Raw genomic sequence first — 14,943 nt, forward strand, 5'->3', positions numbered from 1 at the left:
ATTTCCCTATTTATTTGGTCGCTACGATCATCAGTCAGCATCATAATCATCGCGCTTCTTGTGTTATAGATCAGACTTGATGATGTGGCAAGACAAATTCGACATCACTGCGATGACCATTTTTCATCAAGGATAAAGCGATCGTCAGCGGCGGCGCTCCTTCAAAGATCACTTCATACAAAGCAGTTGTAATCGGCATATACACATCCAGCTCTTCTGAGCGTGCTTTTACCTGCACAATCGTGTTAATCCCTTCTGCCGTCTGCCCCAGTTCAGTCGTCGCCTGCTCTAGGGTTTTACCCTTACCTAATGCATAACCAACCTGATAGTTACGACTCAGCGGACTGTTACAAGTGGCAAATAGATCACCTACACCTGAAAGCCCCAGGAAAGTCAACGGGTTTGCACCTAGCTTGACTGCAAATCGGCTCATTTCTGCTAAAGCACGGGTTAGAATCATACTCTTGGTATTTTCACCGACATTATAGGCAGCCGCCATTCCCATTGCGACCGCATAAATATTTTTCAGTGCACCGCCCAGTTCTACGCCATGTACATCATCACTGGCAAAAACACGGAATAACGCACTATGGAGTGCTTGTTGCACTGCATAACGTACCAGTTCAGATTCACTGGCAATCACCGTACCTGCCGGCTGTCCTGCAACAATTTCCTTGGCCAGGTTTGGACCAGACAGCACACCATAAGGCACTTCCGGTAATTCTTCACGAATGATGTCACTCATAAAGCTGAAAGTATTGGCTTCAATCCCTTTTGTCAGGGAAATCACCGCTTGAGATGTGATAAAAGGCTTGATCTGCTGCAATACATCACGGAAAGAATGGCTTGGAATCGCGACTAGAATAATATCGCGATCACGAACAGCCTTCTCCAGATTGGACACAGCAAGCAGATTTTCTTCCAGCTTAAAATCCGGAAGATAGCGCTTATTGATATGTGTTGCATTAATATCTTCAGCTACTTCCGGGTCACGAATCCAGATCATGGTATCGCAGCCATTTCGAACCGCGGTATTGGCCATTGCAGTACCAAAACTACCACCGCCTAAAACTGTAATTCTTAAAGCCGTATTCTGGTTGACCGCAACCGGTTCAATCAAATTGGTAAAATTTAATTCTGACATCTTATTTTCTAATATCCTGTGTCTTGAAATGCCTTAGTTTTGATTCCAATAACTTACATAATTCTGGGTTTGGATTTCAGCACGTGGTGCAATCGCTTTTGCCGCCGTACCGATATAGATAATGCCAGAAACCAGATCATCTTTACCAATGCCGAGCGACTGCTTGAAAAATTTTGATTCTACCACTGCGCCACTACGCCACATGGTTGAAAAACCTTGAGCCTGTAAAGACAGCAGGAAGTTTTGAATAGCGGCACCTGAACTCAGAATCTGTTCAAAATGTGGCACTTTAGGATGATCCTGCAAACGGGTTAATGCCAGTACCAGCAAAGGTGCACGAAAAGGATGATTTTTGACCCGTTCAATCTGAGCTGATTCAGTTTGACCCAGATCTATCAGTGCTTGTGATAATAGTTCGCCAAATGCTTCACGTTGCGCATCCGGGATGATCACAAAAGTGGTAGGCTTCAATCGGTGATGATCTGGTGCTGTCAAAGCAGCTTTAAATGCCAGTTCTAACTGCTCTGCATTTGGTGCAGGTGCCAGCAAATGTCCTATTGATTGACGTTGGTGAATATTTTGATGAACGATGTCGACCACAGATTCCGTCATTGTTTTATAGATCTATAACTTAAAAACTACGGTCAAGATTAGCATATTCCACTAGTAATACTCTAGAAACTTGCAAATACCTCTACCTTGAAAATATTTAAGGAAGATTATAATATTTTCCGTGGAATCAATAAAATGCCTCTTTCATTCACTTTTCTCTTATAGAGTAACATCAAAAATTGCCAAACTTATACAACAGCTCCTAATTCTGTGCTTTTTACTGTGTTTCAATATTCCCAGTTCTGTTTTCAAGCGAGATTTTATGATGAAAAAAACAATTGCGATCAGCGGATTAGCAGCTTTAGCTCTACTTTTAACTGCCTGTGCATCTAACCCGACTTCAGTGGCGGTTCAAAAGGAAAATAATCAGTTTGAAGTAACAGGATTAGGTAAAAACCAGTTAACCTCTAAAAATAATGCAGTGAATGCCGCCAGCAAAACCTGTGGCTCCAAAGCAACTGCGATTATTCTGGATGAAAAAACTTCTTATGATGGTGCACTAAAAGGTGTAGTCGATGAACAGACCGGACAAATGATTCAGGCTGCTGCGACTGTATTAGGCAATATTGCCGGCACCAATACCGGATTGAACCAGAATGATGATTATCAGACTGTTTTAACGTTCCGTTGTGAAGCTAAATAAGCTTCAACATGTGCAACAATAAAAAAACCGCTCTTTAAGAGCGGTTTTTTTTGCAATTTAGATTAGCAATAACCTTCCAAACGGGTCAGCGGTAATTTCTGTCCAATCGCTTTTTCAATCTCTGGCAGATAGAAGGCATCATCTTCAGCCAGGAAACTGATACTTACACCACGCGTTCCCGCACGACCGGTACGACCAATACGGTGTACATAATCATCTGACTGTTCAGGCAAAGTAAAGTTAATCACATGAGATACGCCGTCTACATGAATACCACGACCGGCAACGTCTGTCGCAATCATGATGTTATGTTTACCATTTTTGAATTGGTCTAACATTTTCAGACGTTTGTCTTGAGCAATTTCACCTGACAACATTACCACCTTATAACCATCACGTTTTAAATGATCATACAGCTTACGCACCTGATCACGACGGTTAGCGAAAATCATGACTTTCTCAATCGGTTCATCACGCAGAATGTCTTGCAGCAATTTATATTTATCTGCCTTCGCGACCATATACACACGCTGTTCAACGTCGGCATTGGTTTTCTTTTCCGGCTCAATTTCAACAGTCACCGGTTCAAATAACCATTGTTGTGCCAGATTCAACACATCATAGCTAAAGGTTGCAGAGAACATCAGCGTCTGGCGCTGTTCTTTACGTGGCGAGAAACGCACGATACGTTTTACTGATGGAATAAAGCCCATATCTAGTAAACGGTCGGCTTCATCAATCACTAGGAATTCAATCTGGTCTAGCCAAACTTCTTTTTGCTCGACAAAGTCAATCAGACGCCCTGGCGTTGCCACCATGATATCGACTGGCGCTTTATCCAATTGAGCTTTCTGCTTGTCAAAATCTACACCACCCAGAAGTGTTACGACACTTAGATCCGTAAATTTAGTCAGCTCATGCGCGTCGCTTTCAATCTGTAATGCCAGCTCACGAGTCGGTGCCAGAATCAAAGCACGCGGTTCACCACGATAACGCTGTTCTTTTACCGGATTATTCAGCAAATCATTAATCACGCTAATCAGGAATGCGGCAGTTTTACCCGTACCCGTTTGTGCACGACCAATAGCATCATGTCCTGCCAAGGTGAATTTTAAAACCTTCTGCTGAATCGGCGTCATCGACGTAAAACCTAAAGCATCAATTGCCTTTTTCAGTTGGGGATGTAAATTTAAGGTTTCAAAACCAGATGACATAAAGCACTGCTCTAATTTGATAATCACTAAGATAGAATAGTATAAACAAAAAACGCCCCAATTTATATTGAGGCGTTTATTAGCTTAATCCGAAGATTAGTCTAATGGTTGAACTTCTTCAGCTTGGAAGCCTTTTTGGCCTTTAACTACACTGAATTCAACACGTTGGCCGTCACGAAGTGAACGGTGGCCTTCGCCTTGGATTGCACGGAAATGAACGAATACGTCATCACCGCCGTTGCGTTGAATAAAGCCGAAGCCTTTAGTGTCGTTGAACCATTTAACTACGCCTTGTTCACGAGCAGCTGTCATAAGTTAATCCTCATTGATACTAAAAAAAGGACCACCCGGTGTTGCAAACAGCAGAGCAAACAAGTTTGAAAATATTATTTTTAAGCTTGTAATCATTCTGTAAAACTATTAACAAAATCCCGGTTACATCCATTGTGTATAGGGCGAAAAACAATCAATTTGTTTATCTGAAATCCTAAATACACAACGAGCTTAACATGGGTTTATGACAATTAATAGATATTTTTTAGCTTTGTTCCTTTTGATTTAGTTATTTTTTTCACAATATATATCAGAAAAATTATATATATTATTTCATGTAACTTTTTAGCCAAATAGTTGGGTTTTGGCATCCTATTTGCTAATATTTATAGCCTTTTTTTTTGCGATATGAATAAAACGGAAATGAGTGATAACCACGGTCAAGCGCATATTATAGATGCCATGGGTAAACCCTGTCCGATGCCGCTCCTGATGTTAAAGCGTGCATTAAAAGCAGATCAGGGCAAAACATTCTTGCTAAAGTCATCAGATCCACATAGTCAAACTGATGTTACACGGTATTGCCAAATGCATCAGTTAAAATGCGAATCTCAACAGATTTCTGCAACCGAGTATCACTACCTGATTGAATCTTAAAAATTTTCAATTAAACTGGATGCTCCCCATACTCGTATAAAAGTTTACATTTCTCTACCCAAATATTCATTATTTGAGGATAGTTTGGATTAAGATAAAACCTAGTTAAGGGTTAAATCCCCCGCACTTCAAGGAGAACACATGAGTGACAGCCGCAATCAATTGATGCCTCTGTCATTATCGGCGCCAGGTGTCAATCTTGGTGCTTATATTAGCACTGTCAATCAAATTCCTATTTTAACGGCCGAACAAGAAAAAGAGTTGGCCGAACGCTATTACTACGACCAAGACTTGGACGCAGCAAAAATGCTGGTTATGTCTCATTTGCGTTTCGTGGTGCATATTGCACGTAGTTATGCAGGTTATGGCCTGCCTCAAGGTGACCTGATTCAGGAAGGCAACCTTGGCCTGATGAAAGCCGTTAAACGTTTTGACCCGAGTATGGGCGTACGTCTGGTGTCATTTGCGGTGCACTGGATCAAAGCTGAAATTCATGAATATGTAATTCGTAACTGGCGTATTGTCAAAATTGCGACTACTAAAGCGCAACGTAAACTGTTCTTCAATTTACGTAGCCTGAAAAAGTCTTCTAAAAAGTTAACGCTTGAAGAAGCCCAGTCGATTGCCAATGACCTGAATGTAACGCCAGAACAGGTTCTGGAAATGGAAGGCCGATTGACTGCTTATGATGCGGCATTTGAAGCATCAGGTGACGATGATGATGAAAATTCAACTCACGTTGCTCCAGCACTATATCTGGAAGACAACCGTTATGACCCGGCACGTCTGATTGAAAATGAAGACTATGAGGAACAAAGCACCTCTGCCCTGCATGAAGCAATGGAACAGCTAGATGACCGTTCCCGCAATATCTTGCAGCGTCGCTGGCTGGATGATGAAAAATCAACCTTGCATGAACTGGCAGCTGAATATAATGTTTCCGCCGAACGTATTCGTCAGCTTGAAAAGAATGCAATGGAAAAAATCAAAGTGGCAATGTCTTCAAACTGATGTATTGAATTAATAAGCTACTAATCTTAAAAAAAGCCTTCATGTATGAAGGCTTTTTTGTCTTTTAATGCCGTGTTTCAGCCTTGGCTTTTATGTTAAGGTTAAGCGCAAACTTTATTGGGAAGATCAATTCAAATGTGGATTGCGATTTCAGCACTTAATCTTGCGCTTGCAGTCATGCTCGGTGCATTCGGTGCCCATGGTTTAAAGACTCGAGCAACTGAAGCACAGTTGACCTGGTGGCAAACGGCCACAGATTATTTCTTCTACCATGCTCTTGGCTTACTTATTGTGGCAGTGATCAGCCGAGTGATTCCTGAATTGCCAATCAAATGGAGTTTTCTCCTGATTCAGGCGGGGATTTTCCTGTTCTGTGGCTCACTCTATATCATGGCACTAGGTCTGCCGCGCGGTTTAGGTGCAATTACGCCAATTGGTGGTGCCTTAATGATTGCTGGCTGGTTAATTTTGGCCTGGAATGCCGTAAAATACCTCAAATAGGTCTGATGCTTTAATCAATAATCATGGAGGGTTGCCAAGATGCTGGTATATATCAATGGCGAACAACAAGAAACTCAATGCAAGAACCTGCTGGAACTGGTTCAAAGTCTGGCGCTTGAGGGTAAGCGCTTTGCTGTTGAGGTAAATGAAATGATTATTTCTAAAAGCAGATTGGGTGAAACGCCCATTTGCGAAGCGGACAAAATAGAAATTATTCACGCAGTCGGTGGCGGCTAATAACACTTGGAACAATTATGCAAGATTTATTACAGATCGGTTCACGCCAATTCCAGTCTCGTCTCTTAGTAGGCACAGGCAAATATAAAGATTTAAATGAAACAGATCAGGCCATTCAGGCCAGCGGTGCAGAAATTGTAACGGTTGCTATTCGCCGGGTGAATATTGGTCAGCATCCGGACCAACCAAACCTACTTTCAGTGGTTCCACCAGAAAAATACACCATTTTGCCAAATACAGCAGGCTGTTTTGATGCCAATAGCGCAGTACGCACCTGTATGCTGGCACGTGAACTGTTGGATGGTCATAACTTGGTAAAACTGGAAGTTCTGGGTGATGAAAAGACGCTTTATCCAAATATTACTGAAACCTTGAAAGCAGCGCGTACCCTGATCGATGACGGTTTTGAAATCATGGTCTATACCTCAGATGATCCGATCGTAGCACAAGAACTGGAAAGTATGGGCTGCGTAGCAATCATGCCTTTGGGGAGCCTGATCGGTTCTGGTCTGGGGATTCTGAATCCACATACAATTTCGATCATTAAAGAAAATGCCAAAGTGCCTGTGCTGGTTGATGCGGGTGTCGGTACAGCCAGTGATGCAGCGATTGCCATGGAACTGGGCTGTGACGGCGTACTAATGAATACGGCGATTGCAGCAGCACAAAATCCGGTCTTAATGGCCTCTGCGATGCGTAAAGCGGTTGAAGCTGGTCGTGAAGCATTCCTTGCCGGCCGTATGCCATGCAAACGCATGGCCAATGCCAGCTCACCTGAAACCGGTTATTTCTTTAAATAATAATCAGGGCTAGAAGCTTAAAAGATTATTTGAATCATATCGATCTGTTCAGGAGTTTCTAGCAAACTCCTGAACTTTTAAATTTAGATACCCAAGTTAAATTTGAAGATTGAATATTAAAAGTTCACTTCTTGGTTTAGACAAATTTGAATAGGAACTTCAAATCCCCATAGTTGAATTTATAAAAAAGCTTTAAAGTTCACCATAAATATCTATCCAATATTCAAAGAAATGACTTAACCTTGTTGGCTAAACTTATTACTCAGCTTTGACCATCAAAAAAATTATAAATAAAAGGAATTTAAACCGATGCTTCATCAGATCAAACTGCCTTTCCTATTTAGCACCCTGCTGTGTATAGCATTTACACAAAATGCATGTGCAAAACCTCAGACAGATAGTTCTTTCAAATCAAGCTATCAATCTTTTATTCCGAAAAACTGGAAAGTTCTAGAAAAAACGCAAGGCGATTTAAATCAGGACGGTCAAGCAGATCTCGCGCTGATTATTGAAGATACTAATCCCGAAAACCTTGTTGCAAATGCAGGTGTAGGCAATCATGTTCTGAATACCAACAAACGAAAACTTTTGATTTTATTCAAGCAAGAAAGTGGTTATCAGCTTGCAGCTAGCAATACTACTTTGCCAAACGAAGGTGATGTTGAATCACCTTGTCTCGCTGATCCACTTGGTGAATCCGAAGCCTTAAGCATTCAAAAAGGTGTACTTCGGGTTCATTTATATTACTGGCTAAGCTGTGGTTCATGGTATGTCACCAATCATACTTATACATTCCGATACCAAAATAATGCTTTTAAGCTGATCGGCTATGATGTAGATGATTTTCACCGTGCTTCGGGTGAGAGTACAGCACTAAGCATTAACTTTTTAACAGGCAAGGTAAAAACTACAACAGATGAAAATGAATTTGCAGAACAGACGCAACCTGCCAAAGTTCAATGGTCCACTTTAAAACACCGCTACGCACTAAAATTTGAACAGGTTCAATTTAATCAGCCACAAGAGTTCAAATAAAATTAAATATCACAAACTCTTTCAAACTGAGAATTACAGCTTAAAGTGCTTCTAAAATTCGGATCTTTACACTCGCAACCGCACCTTGAGTGGCTTTAGCATGTTGCTGCATATTTACACTATGCATATGGGTTTCCAGATGCTGAATACTTTCCCATTTTTCAAACATCATGATTGAAAAAGGCACTTTGGTCTGTAATCGGCTCTCAATCTCTGGATGATCAATATAAACATCATAAAGATGACAGCCTGGCTCTTGTAATACCTGTGCGCGGATGTTGTTAAATGAATCCAGCACTGTTTTCATATCTTGTTCCGAATGACAAATGATTTCAGCAATAACGGTTAGCATGGTCATATCTCCTGGTTAAGCAAAAATTTGAATTAAATGTTCACGATACTGTGTAATATACGCTTCAACTTCAGGGGCTTTAATTACATCATTCACAATAAATGTCGGTAAAGCCTGCATCCCCAAGAATTGGTTGGCTTTATGAAAAGGTAGGTAAACGCCATCTACACCCACGCCATGAAAAAACTGCTCGGTATCCGTAAACGCATCCATCGGTGCATTCCAGGTAAGAGATAACATATAGTTTTTATCGTGAATCAGGCCACCTGAGCCGTATTGTTTTGAAGCATCTGAACGTGAGCGACCATCATTTGCATATAGGCTGCCATGCCCTTCGGTAAAAACATCATCAATATACTTTTTCACTGGCCACGGCGCACCCATCCACCAGCCTGGCATTTGGTAAATGACCGTATCTGCCCAAAGATATTTTTCCACTTCTGCTTTTGCATTATATTCACTATCAGCACGAGTCACCTGAACCTGATGCCCCAGCTTTGTTAATACTTCTTGAGCCAGTTCGGCCAAAGTATCATTTAACTGACCATTTGAATGGGCGAAAGCTTTTGCGCCGTTAATTAATAGAATATTTTTCATGGAAAGAACCTGAAACCAAAAATTTATACGGGCACTATATAGATTCTGCTTATTGCTAAAAAGCAGTGATTTTGCAAATCATTATTGACTAAATATCAACAATTACTTTGGAAGGAATAAAAAAGCGCCCTACGGCGCTTTTTCAAAATTTTGTGATTAAGGGATTAAACCTTCATCACGCATTGCAATCTGTACAGATTGACGTTCTGCAACCTTATTGCGGATATGAATAATATTTTTATATGGACTCAGATCATGTTCAATCTGGTTCGACCAGTTGGTCAGAACAAATAGGTAAGCATCTGCCGGACCGAAATTATCATCGACCAGATAATCATTGTCCGATTCACCAATGGCCTTATCGATATAACTCAATAAACGGTCAATTTCTGCATATGCTTTTTCTTTGGCTTCATCTGATAATTTTCCTGTGAAGAAGACAGCATAAGCATCATGCAGTTCTGAGTTGAGATAACCTAACCACTCCAGCACTTTGGCACGTCCCATGCCAGAAGGAGGAATCAGATCTTGTTTTGGATCGTGTTGAGCAAGAAACGGTAAAATTGCAACATTTTCTGTAAGAATTAAACCCGGATTAATTTCTAGTGCTGGGACATAACCCTTTGGGTTAATTTCGTAATAATCTGCACCTTTTTCTGTTTTATGGGTTTTTAAGTCAACACGTTCCAAATCAAAATCGACATTAATTTCATTTAAAATAATATGAGCTGCCAAAGAGCATGCGCCTGGCGAATAGTAAAGCTTCATTTCTGATCCTTGTTATACACTTCTCAATGTTTTAAATCGCTTCTGACAAACTTTCAAGTGATCAAACCTGTAAATTGCAAAAAAGCGTAACTGTGATTCGGCACAGTTACATATCCAATATTGAGGAATTTACAGGCTTTTGCAAGTCAATCTTGTGTAGATTTTTATCTGTATCTGTTTAAGATACGCAGGTTCTCAAAATTTAGATGATATTTCGTGATTAACCTGAAAAAAGAAGAATGGTTTTCCAATATCCGGACTGATGTGCTGGCAGGTCTGGTGGTTGGACTGGCCCTGATTCCTGAATCTATTGCTTTTTCTGCGATTGCAGGTGTTGATCCGCAAGTCGGCTTGTATGCCTCTTTCTGTATTGCGGTGTCCATTGCCTTTTTCGGTGGCCGTCCTGCCATGATCTCTGCGGCGACTGGTGCAATGGCGCTACTGATGATTACGCTGGTCAAGGATCATGGTTTGCAATATCTGCTTGCAGCCACAATTCTGACCGGGATTATTCAGGTGATTGCGGGCTTTTTTAAAGTTGCCAAGCTGATGCGTTTTGTGTCGCAGGCTGTGGTATATGGTTTCTTGAATGCCCTCGCGATCCTGATTTTTGTGGCACAAATCCCGGAAATTAACCGGATGGACAGTACGGGTTATCTGTTCATTTTAGTAGGTTTGATAATTATCTATCTGTTTCCTTATATACCGAAAATCGGTAAAGCGATTCCATCGCCTCTGATCTGTATCGTCGTGCTGAGCGCACTTGCGTTATTGCTTGGTGCAGATATGCGTACTGTGAGCGATCTGGGACAGTTTCCAGATACCCTACCCGTCTTTCTTCTTCCAGAAATTCCACTGAATCTGGAAACCTTGCAGATTATCCTGCCTTATTCCTTTACTTTAGCCACTGTAGGTCTGCTTGAAAGTATGATGACGACTACAGTGATTGATGAAGTTACCGGAACTGAAGGTGACCGCCATCGGGAATGTCGTGGTCAGGGTATGGCCAATATTGTCAGCGGTTTTATGGGCGGAATGGCCGGTTGTGCCATGATTGGTCAGTCGATTATCAATGTCTCTTCAGGTGCACGTACCCGTTTATCCACTTTGGTGGCTGGCGTGTTTTTGCTGTGTCTGGTAGTCTTCCTGAAAGACTGGCTGGCTTATATTCCAATGGCTGCGCTGGTTGCTATTATGATTATGGTGTCATTTACCACCTTCCAGTGGGGTGCAATCAAACAGTTTGGCAAGCATCCGCTAGAATTTAATACCGTGATGATTGCTGTGATAACTGTCGTGCTTGCTACTCATAATCTGGCGCTCGGTGTATTTGTCGGTGTATTGCTCTCTGCTTTGTTCTTTATTAATAAGCTAGAAAGAACTGTACATGTCTCGACTTATTTGCATAAGCCTAATTCACGTAGCTATAAAATTTCTGGACAGATCTTTTTCAGTAGTACAGAAAAGTTCTACCAGTTTTTTGATTTTAAAGAAAAGCCGGATCATGTTGAGCTGGATCTGACCCATGCACATATCTGGGATGTGACTTCAGTAAATATGCTCAATAATGTCATCCAGAAGTTTAAAGCCCAAGGCATAGACGTGACCGTAATTGGTTTAAATGAAGCCAGTAGCACTTTGATCGACCGTTTTAGTACCTGATCAAGCTTGATCTATAAAAGAGCCAACTGGCTCTTTTATTTTGCCTGGGATCTCTGGCTCGATTTTTATGGAGAAATACCGAGAAAAGTTTGACTTGCACCGCTCAGGACTTAAAATACCGCATTCTGAATTTTTAGATTTGCCAAAATTATGTCGAACGATCAATTAGACCAGCAAGTCGTGGAGCTGGACAATTTAAGCGAGCACCGTGAAATTGTGACGTTTATGCGCCGCTCAGCGCCATTAAATACCTCTCAACGTACTGCGCTTGAACAATATGGTCACTTAATTTTGGAATATCCGGTAGGTGATTTGCGTCAGTATTTTGAACATCCTGAACGTCCGCTGACTGTAGAAATCGGTTTTGGTATGGGCCGCTCTCTGGTACTCATGGCTAAAGCGAATCCAGAGCGTAACTTTGTCGGAATTGAAGTGCATGTACCGGGTATTGCGCAGTGCGTGTATGAAGCAGGTATGGCGGGCGTGACTAATTTACGTGTACTGGATGCTGATGCGATTCAGGTGCTTCGTGAAATGCCAGACAATAGCATTAACACCGTTCAGTTGTACTTCCCTGACCCATGGCAGAAAAAACGTCACTTTAAACGCCGTTTTGTATCTCATGACCGCATGTCATTGGTTGAGCAAAAACTGGAACTTGGCGGTACTTTCCATGCTGCAACAGACTGGGAACCGTATGCTGAGTGGATGCTGGAAGTTCTGGAAGAACGTCCACGTTTAGAAAATCTGGCGGATAAAGGCAACAGCTATCCTCGCCCTGAATGGCGTCCACAAACCAAGTTTGAGCGTCGCGGAATCGAAGCTGGCCACAAGATTAATGACTTTATCTTTAAGAAAATTTCTTAATATCTATAAGTCTAAAAAGCGCTGATTATTCAGCGCTTTTTTATTAGCTATGATGGCGTTCTAAAATCTGCTGACTGAGTAATTTATACACACCTGCCAAGTCTTGTCGTTGAGATTGCTCTAGCATCTGCTGATGCATATTCAGAATATTCTGATCACCACGCATCGCAGGTCCCGTCTGTCCTTGGCGAGGATCATTTTGCGTCGCCTTATTGGCTGTTTCCAGAATCAATGGATAAAGCAGGCTAAAATCTACCTGTTGTGCATCTACCACCTGCTTAGCCATGTCATAACAGTAATTGCTAAAATTGCAGGCAAACACAGCAGCCAGATGCAAGCTCAAACGTTGGTCCGAACTATATTGATAAACTCTTTTGCTTAGGCTATTTGCTAAATGGGTTAAGATTTCTTGATCTGTTGGGTCAGATGCTTCAATAAATAAAGGCGTATTTTCCCAGTCGATTTCACGTTCCAGACTAAAGGTTTGCAATGGATAAAAGACGCCAGACTTTGCATGTATATCTGCTAGAACATTCAGGTGAGTACTACCCGAAGTATGGACAATCAGCACATCTTGCAAATAAGAATGGACTTGTCTGATGACATTAGCAATTGATTGATCACTCACGGCAATGATGATCAAATCTATATTCTGATTCAGATTCTCAGGTTGAGCGATAGCTTGCGCTTTAAATCGATTAGCCAGTTGCTGTGCTTTATCCAGAGTCCGGCTGTAGATCTGTACAATTTCATGTTGTGCTGACAATACACGGGCAAGATGATAAGCCACTCGTCCTGCCCCAATGATACTAATCCGCATTCATCAATATTCCTGAACCATTGCGCACAGCATGCCAATAAAAAAAGGATGAATCAATTCATCCTTTTGCTTTTGAATCGGATTTAGAATTTACGTAAGGTCAGAATCTGTTCACTGCGACCGAAAGGCCCGTGAATATCATGCAGCACACCGCTGGTGAGACCAATCCCATCTTCACCATACTGTTGCACTACTTCCAGCCCCAGCCATTCACCTTGCGGCAGACGGTGCATATGAATCTGTAAATCCAGATTTGGAAATCCCCAGCCCGCATTTGGATCCTGACGCGGCACAATGCCATTGGCCGTATCTACCATACCAAGTAAACGACTAAAATCTGTAGTCGGTTGTCCTTCGACCATATCCAGTGAATTTCTGAGCCAGACAATGCCTTTGCCTGCTCGATGATCAGGATGTGCACGGGTTTCAATACTTTGAATATAACCACCCGGCCAGCAACTCATACCCTCCCAAACCGGTAAAAACTCAGGGCTTTCAATCGGAAAATCTTCGATACCTGCAATGGCCCGGCTATCCGAAGTCAGCATCCTCCAGGCACGAGCAACGATACAGGTTTTTCCATTGGCACACATTTCCGCCTCAATCAGTTCAATAGTTTTGCCAGGACGGATCATGCGCGTAGTAATAGAAAACTCACCAAATGCAATCAGTCCAAAAATATCCAGTCCAACCCGGCCAATACGCATTTCTGATCTAGGCTGAAACTGTTCTAGTTCAACACATAGAATACCGGTTGCCGGTGCCATGTGCTGTTCATGAGGATTCCACGCACCTTGAGCATGAATATTGGAACAATAATAGGCAGTAGTACTGCCATCTGCATGCTGTTCGCGCTGGATCAAACTATAATATGCTGACATTCTTCTTAAACTTCCTTGATTATTCTCTTAAACTTTAAAATTCATATAAGGTTTCATGATCTTTATTTTCTGAGTAAAAAACCACAATAATTCATAATTTGACTATAAATTTTGTGTTGTTTAAATCCGACTTTTGTTAAAAGTTCATTTAAATTTTCTACTGAAATCAGGAAAAAGTCCTGCTGCAATCTGGCCATCATATTTTCGCTTTGCTGCACACTAAGTCCGGTTTGTTGTGCCATTTTTTGCATTACCTTTAATTCATTCTCACCTTCAGGCTGCATCAGATCATAGGTCAATACGATCCCGCCAGTTTTAAGGCTGTGATAGATATCCTGAAAAAAATCAGATTTCTGAGGTTCAGGAATAAAATGGGCGACTAAAATAGCGAGTGCAGCATCGTAAGTATTTTGCTGATCCAGTTCTTGAGTGGTGCACTGTATAAACTGAACTCGTTGTTCAACTCCAATAGAAGCCAGATGCTTCCTTGCCTGCCCAAGCATCGCAGCGGAAGGATCAATCGCAGTAAATGTCCAGTTTGGATGCTGCTGCAATAAATAAGATAGCTCATAACCCGTCCCGCAGCCCACTACCAAAATATGAGCGGTTTCCGGGAGTTCAGTGCTGAGAATTGCTTCAATCTGCTGATGCACCAGTTCATATCCGGGAATCAGTTTGCGGATATGATCGTCATAGCTGGCGACCACGACTTCACTGTGAAAGTTTTTTGCCATCTGTTTACTCTGATTTATATAGAAATAAATTTTTATCTATTTAAAGAAATTGCTAAATACATGACCTCAATTTGCAAGATGGATTCTTCTTCCATTGTGCAGGTGCTTCGTTACTTTGACTGGGCAAAGTAACCA

19 protein-coding genes are annotated in these 14,943 nt (G+C 41.7%); 9 read left to right on the plus strand and 10 right to left on the minus strand.

The features are described 5' to 3' along the window. Window positions 1-70: 70 nt before the first annotated feature. On the minus strand, window positions 71-1,144 hold the full coding sequence (locus B3143_RS12445) for an NAD(P)H-dependent glycerol-3-phosphate dehydrogenase (RefSeq protein ID WP_214001376.1): 1,074 nt from the start codon (window positions 1,142-1,144) through the stop codon (window positions 71-73). Window positions 1,145-1,177: 33 nt separating this feature from the next. Further along, window positions 1,178-1,756 carry a nitroreductase family protein gene (locus B3143_RS12450; protein ID WP_004782456.1) on the minus strand — a complete coding sequence of 193 codons (579 nt, stop codon included), beginning with the start codon at window positions 1,754-1,756 and terminating at the stop codon, window positions 1,178-1,180. Between the two features lie 265 nt (window positions 1,757-2,021). On the opposite strand from B3143_RS12450, the gene B3143_RS12455 reads away from it, so the two are divergent. Then, window positions 2,022-2,399, plus strand: a complete 378-nt coding sequence (locus B3143_RS12455) for a hypothetical protein (protein ID WP_375725705.1) — start codon at window positions 2,022-2,024, stop codon at window positions 2,397-2,399. Window positions 2,400-2,461: 62 nt separating this feature from the next. Here the strand turns inward: B3143_RS12455 and rhlB are convergent, their stop codons facing one another. Further along, window positions 2,462-3,613: an ATP-dependent RNA helicase RhlB gene (gene rhlB / locus B3143_RS12460; protein WP_004782458.1), complete on the minus strand. Its 1,152-nt coding sequence runs from the start codon at window positions 3,611-3,613 to the stop codon at window positions 2,462-2,464. Between the two features lie 96 nt (window positions 3,614-3,709). Then, window positions 3,710-3,925 carry a cold-shock protein gene (locus B3143_RS12465; protein WP_004782461.1) on the minus strand — a complete coding sequence of 72 codons (216 nt, stop codon included), beginning with the start codon at window positions 3,923-3,925 and terminating at the stop codon, window positions 3,710-3,712. A gap of 384 nt (window positions 3,926-4,309) precedes the next feature. On the opposite strand from B3143_RS12465, the gene B3143_RS12470 reads away from it, so the two are divergent. The 6 genes from B3143_RS12470 to B3143_RS12495 all read left to right on the plus strand — a co-directional run bounded on the left by B3143_RS12470 (window position 4,310) and on the right by B3143_RS12495 (window position 8,127). Further along, on the plus strand, window positions 4,310-4,543 hold the full coding sequence (locus tag B3143_RS12470; RefSeq protein ID WP_175968201.1) for a sulfurtransferase TusA family protein: 234 nt from the start codon (window positions 4,310-4,312) through the stop codon (window positions 4,541-4,543). 141 nt (window positions 4,544-4,684) lie between these two features. Continuing rightward, window positions 4,685-5,554 (plus strand): RNA polymerase sigma factor RpoH, encoded by an 870-nt coding sequence (gene rpoH, locus B3143_RS12475; protein ID WP_004782464.1) that lies wholly within the window; start codon window positions 4,685-4,687, stop codon window positions 5,552-5,554. Window positions 5,555-5,689: 135 nt separating this feature from the next. Further along, on the plus strand, window positions 5,690-6,055 hold the full coding sequence (locus tag B3143_RS12480; RefSeq protein ID WP_214001378.1) for a DUF423 domain-containing protein: 366 nt from the start codon (window positions 5,690-5,692) through the stop codon (window positions 6,053-6,055). 39 nt (window positions 6,056-6,094) lie between these two features. Beyond that, on the plus strand, window positions 6,095-6,292 hold the full coding sequence (gene thiS / locus B3143_RS12485; RefSeq protein ID WP_005235073.1) for a sulfur carrier protein ThiS: 198 nt from the start codon (window positions 6,095-6,097) through the stop codon (window positions 6,290-6,292). A 17-nt stretch (window positions 6,293-6,309) separates the two neighbouring features. Then, window positions 6,310-7,092 carry a thiazole synthase gene (locus B3143_RS12490; RefSeq protein ID WP_214001379.1) on the plus strand — a complete coding sequence of 261 codons (783 nt, stop codon included), beginning with the start codon at window positions 6,310-6,312 and terminating at the stop codon, window positions 7,090-7,092. Window positions 7,093-7,401: 309 nt separating this feature from the next. Then, the gene (locus B3143_RS12495; RefSeq protein WP_005235069.1) at window positions 7,402-8,127 is read left to right on the plus strand and encodes a hypothetical protein; all 726 of its coding nucleotides are present in this window, start codon (window positions 7,402-7,404) and stop codon (window positions 8,125-8,127) included. Between the two features lie 40 nt (window positions 8,128-8,167). Here B3143_RS12495 and B3143_RS12500 read toward each other — a convergent pair whose 3' ends face one another. The 3 genes from B3143_RS12500 to B3143_RS12510 all read right to left on the minus strand — a co-directional run bounded on the left by B3143_RS12500 (window position 8,168) and on the right by B3143_RS12510 (window position 9,844). Next, window positions 8,168-8,479 carry a putative quinol monooxygenase gene (locus B3143_RS12500; RefSeq protein WP_005235067.1) on the minus strand — a complete coding sequence of 104 codons (312 nt, stop codon included), beginning with the start codon at window positions 8,477-8,479 and terminating at the stop codon, window positions 8,168-8,170. A 15-nt stretch (window positions 8,480-8,494) separates the two neighbouring features. Further along, window positions 8,495-9,076: an NAD(P)H-dependent oxidoreductase gene (locus B3143_RS12505; RefSeq protein ID WP_005235065.1), complete on the minus strand. Its 582-nt coding sequence runs from the start codon at window positions 9,074-9,076 to the stop codon at window positions 8,495-8,497. A gap of 156 nt (window positions 9,077-9,232) precedes the next feature. After that, window positions 9,233-9,844: a glutathione binding-like protein gene (locus B3143_RS12510; protein WP_004782472.1), complete on the minus strand. Its 612-nt coding sequence runs from the start codon at window positions 9,842-9,844 to the stop codon at window positions 9,233-9,235. Window positions 9,845-10,060: 216 nt separating this feature from the next. On the opposite strand from B3143_RS12510, the gene B3143_RS12515 reads away from it, so the two are divergent. Continuing rightward, window positions 10,061-11,506: a SulP family inorganic anion transporter gene (locus tag B3143_RS12515; RefSeq protein ID WP_214001380.1), complete on the plus strand. Its 1,446-nt coding sequence runs from the start codon at window positions 10,061-10,063 to the stop codon at window positions 11,504-11,506. A gap of 150 nt (window positions 11,507-11,656) precedes the next feature. Continuing rightward, window positions 11,657-12,373: a tRNA (guanosine(46)-N7)-methyltransferase TrmB gene (trmB, locus tag B3143_RS12520; protein WP_005235062.1), complete on the plus strand. Its 717-nt coding sequence runs from the start codon at window positions 11,657-11,659 to the stop codon at window positions 12,371-12,373. A 43-nt stretch (window positions 12,374-12,416) separates the two neighbouring features. On the opposite strand, the gene B3143_RS12525 is transcribed toward trmB, so the two are convergent. The 3 genes from B3143_RS12525 to B3143_RS12535 all read right to left on the minus strand — a co-directional run bounded on the left by B3143_RS12525 (window position 12,417) and on the right by B3143_RS12535 (window position 14,808). Then, the gene (locus tag B3143_RS12525; protein ID WP_034169997.1) at window positions 12,417-13,193 is read right to left on the minus strand and encodes a Rossmann-like and DUF2520 domain-containing protein; all 777 of its coding nucleotides are present in this window, start codon (window positions 13,191-13,193) and stop codon (window positions 12,417-12,419) included. A gap of 83 nt (window positions 13,194-13,276) precedes the next feature. Further along, the gene (locus B3143_RS12530) at window positions 13,277-14,074 is read right to left on the minus strand and encodes a thioesterase family protein (RefSeq protein WP_214001381.1); all 798 of its coding nucleotides are present in this window, start codon (window positions 14,072-14,074) and stop codon (window positions 13,277-13,279) included. Between the two features lie 62 nt (window positions 14,075-14,136). Continuing rightward, a complete protein-coding gene (locus tag B3143_RS12535) occupies window positions 14,137-14,808 on the minus strand; it encodes a class I SAM-dependent methyltransferase (protein WP_005235056.1) in 672 nt (223 codons plus the stop codon). Window positions 14,809-14,943: the final 135 nt, after the last annotated feature.

The organism is Acinetobacter sp. UBA1496 (assembly GCF_002324975.1).
In the GTDB taxonomy this organism is placed as follows: domain Bacteria; phylum Pseudomonadota; class Gammaproteobacteria; order Pseudomonadales; family Moraxellaceae; genus Acinetobacter; species Acinetobacter variabilis.

Excerpts from the sequence above, each read along its gene's own strand:
- B3143_RS12445 (WP_214001376.1), bottom strand. The coding sequence starts at position 1,144 with ATGTCAGAATTAAATTTTACCAATTTGATTGAACCGGTTGCGGTCAAC.
- B3143_RS12450 (WP_004782456.1), bottom strand. The coding sequence starts at position 1,756 with ATGACGGAATCTGTGGTCGACATCGTTCATCAAAATATTCACCAACGT.
- B3143_RS12455 (WP_375725705.1), top strand. The coding sequence starts at position 2,022 with ATGAAAAAAACAATTGCGATCAGCGGATTAGCAGCTTTAGCTCTACTT.
- rhlB (WP_004782458.1), bottom strand. The coding sequence starts at position 3,613 with ATGTCATCTGGTTTTGAAACCTTAAATTTACATCCCCAACTGAAAAAG.
- B3143_RS12465 (WP_004782461.1), bottom strand. The coding sequence starts at position 3,925 with ATGACAGCTGCTCGTGAACAAGGCGTAGTTAAATGGTTCAACGACACT.
- B3143_RS12470 (WP_175968201.1), top strand. The coding sequence starts at position 4,310 with ATGAGTGATAACCACGGTCAAGCGCATATTATAGATGCCATGGGTAAA.
- rpoH (WP_004782464.1), top strand. The coding sequence starts at position 4,685 with ATGAGTGACAGCCGCAATCAATTGATGCCTCTGTCATTATCGGCGCCA.
- B3143_RS12480 (WP_214001378.1), top strand. The coding sequence starts at position 5,690 with ATGTGGATTGCGATTTCAGCACTTAATCTTGCGCTTGCAGTCATGCTC.
- thiS (WP_005235073.1), top strand. The coding sequence starts at position 6,095 with ATGCTGGTATATATCAATGGCGAACAACAAGAAACTCAATGCAAGAAC.
- B3143_RS12490 (WP_214001379.1), top strand. The coding sequence starts at position 6,310 with ATGCAAGATTTATTACAGATCGGTTCACGCCAATTCCAGTCTCGTCTC.
- B3143_RS12495 (WP_005235069.1), top strand. The coding sequence starts at position 7,402 with ATGCTTCATCAGATCAAACTGCCTTTCCTATTTAGCACCCTGCTGTGT.
- B3143_RS12500 (WP_005235067.1), bottom strand. The coding sequence starts at position 8,479 with ATGCTAACCGTTATTGCTGAAATCATTTGTCATTCGGAACAAGATATG.
- B3143_RS12505 (WP_005235065.1), bottom strand. The coding sequence starts at position 9,076 with ATGAAAAATATTCTATTAATTAACGGCGCAAAAGCTTTCGCCCATTCA.
- B3143_RS12510 (WP_004782472.1), bottom strand. The coding sequence starts at position 9,844 with ATGAAGCTTTACTATTCGCCAGGCGCATGCTCTTTGGCAGCTCATATT.
- trmB (WP_005235062.1), top strand. The coding sequence starts at position 11,657 with ATGTCGAACGATCAATTAGACCAGCAAGTCGTGGAGCTGGACAATTTA.
- B3143_RS12525 (WP_034169997.1), bottom strand. The coding sequence starts at position 13,193 with ATGCGGATTAGTATCATTGGGGCAGGACGAGTGGCTTATCATCTTGCC.
- B3143_RS12530 (WP_214001381.1), bottom strand. The coding sequence starts at position 14,074 with ATGTCAGCATATTATAGTTTGATCCAGCGCGAACAGCATGCAGATGGC.
- B3143_RS12535 (WP_005235056.1), bottom strand. The coding sequence starts at position 14,808 with ATGGCAAAAAACTTTCACAGTGAAGTCGTGGTCGCCAGCTATGACGAT.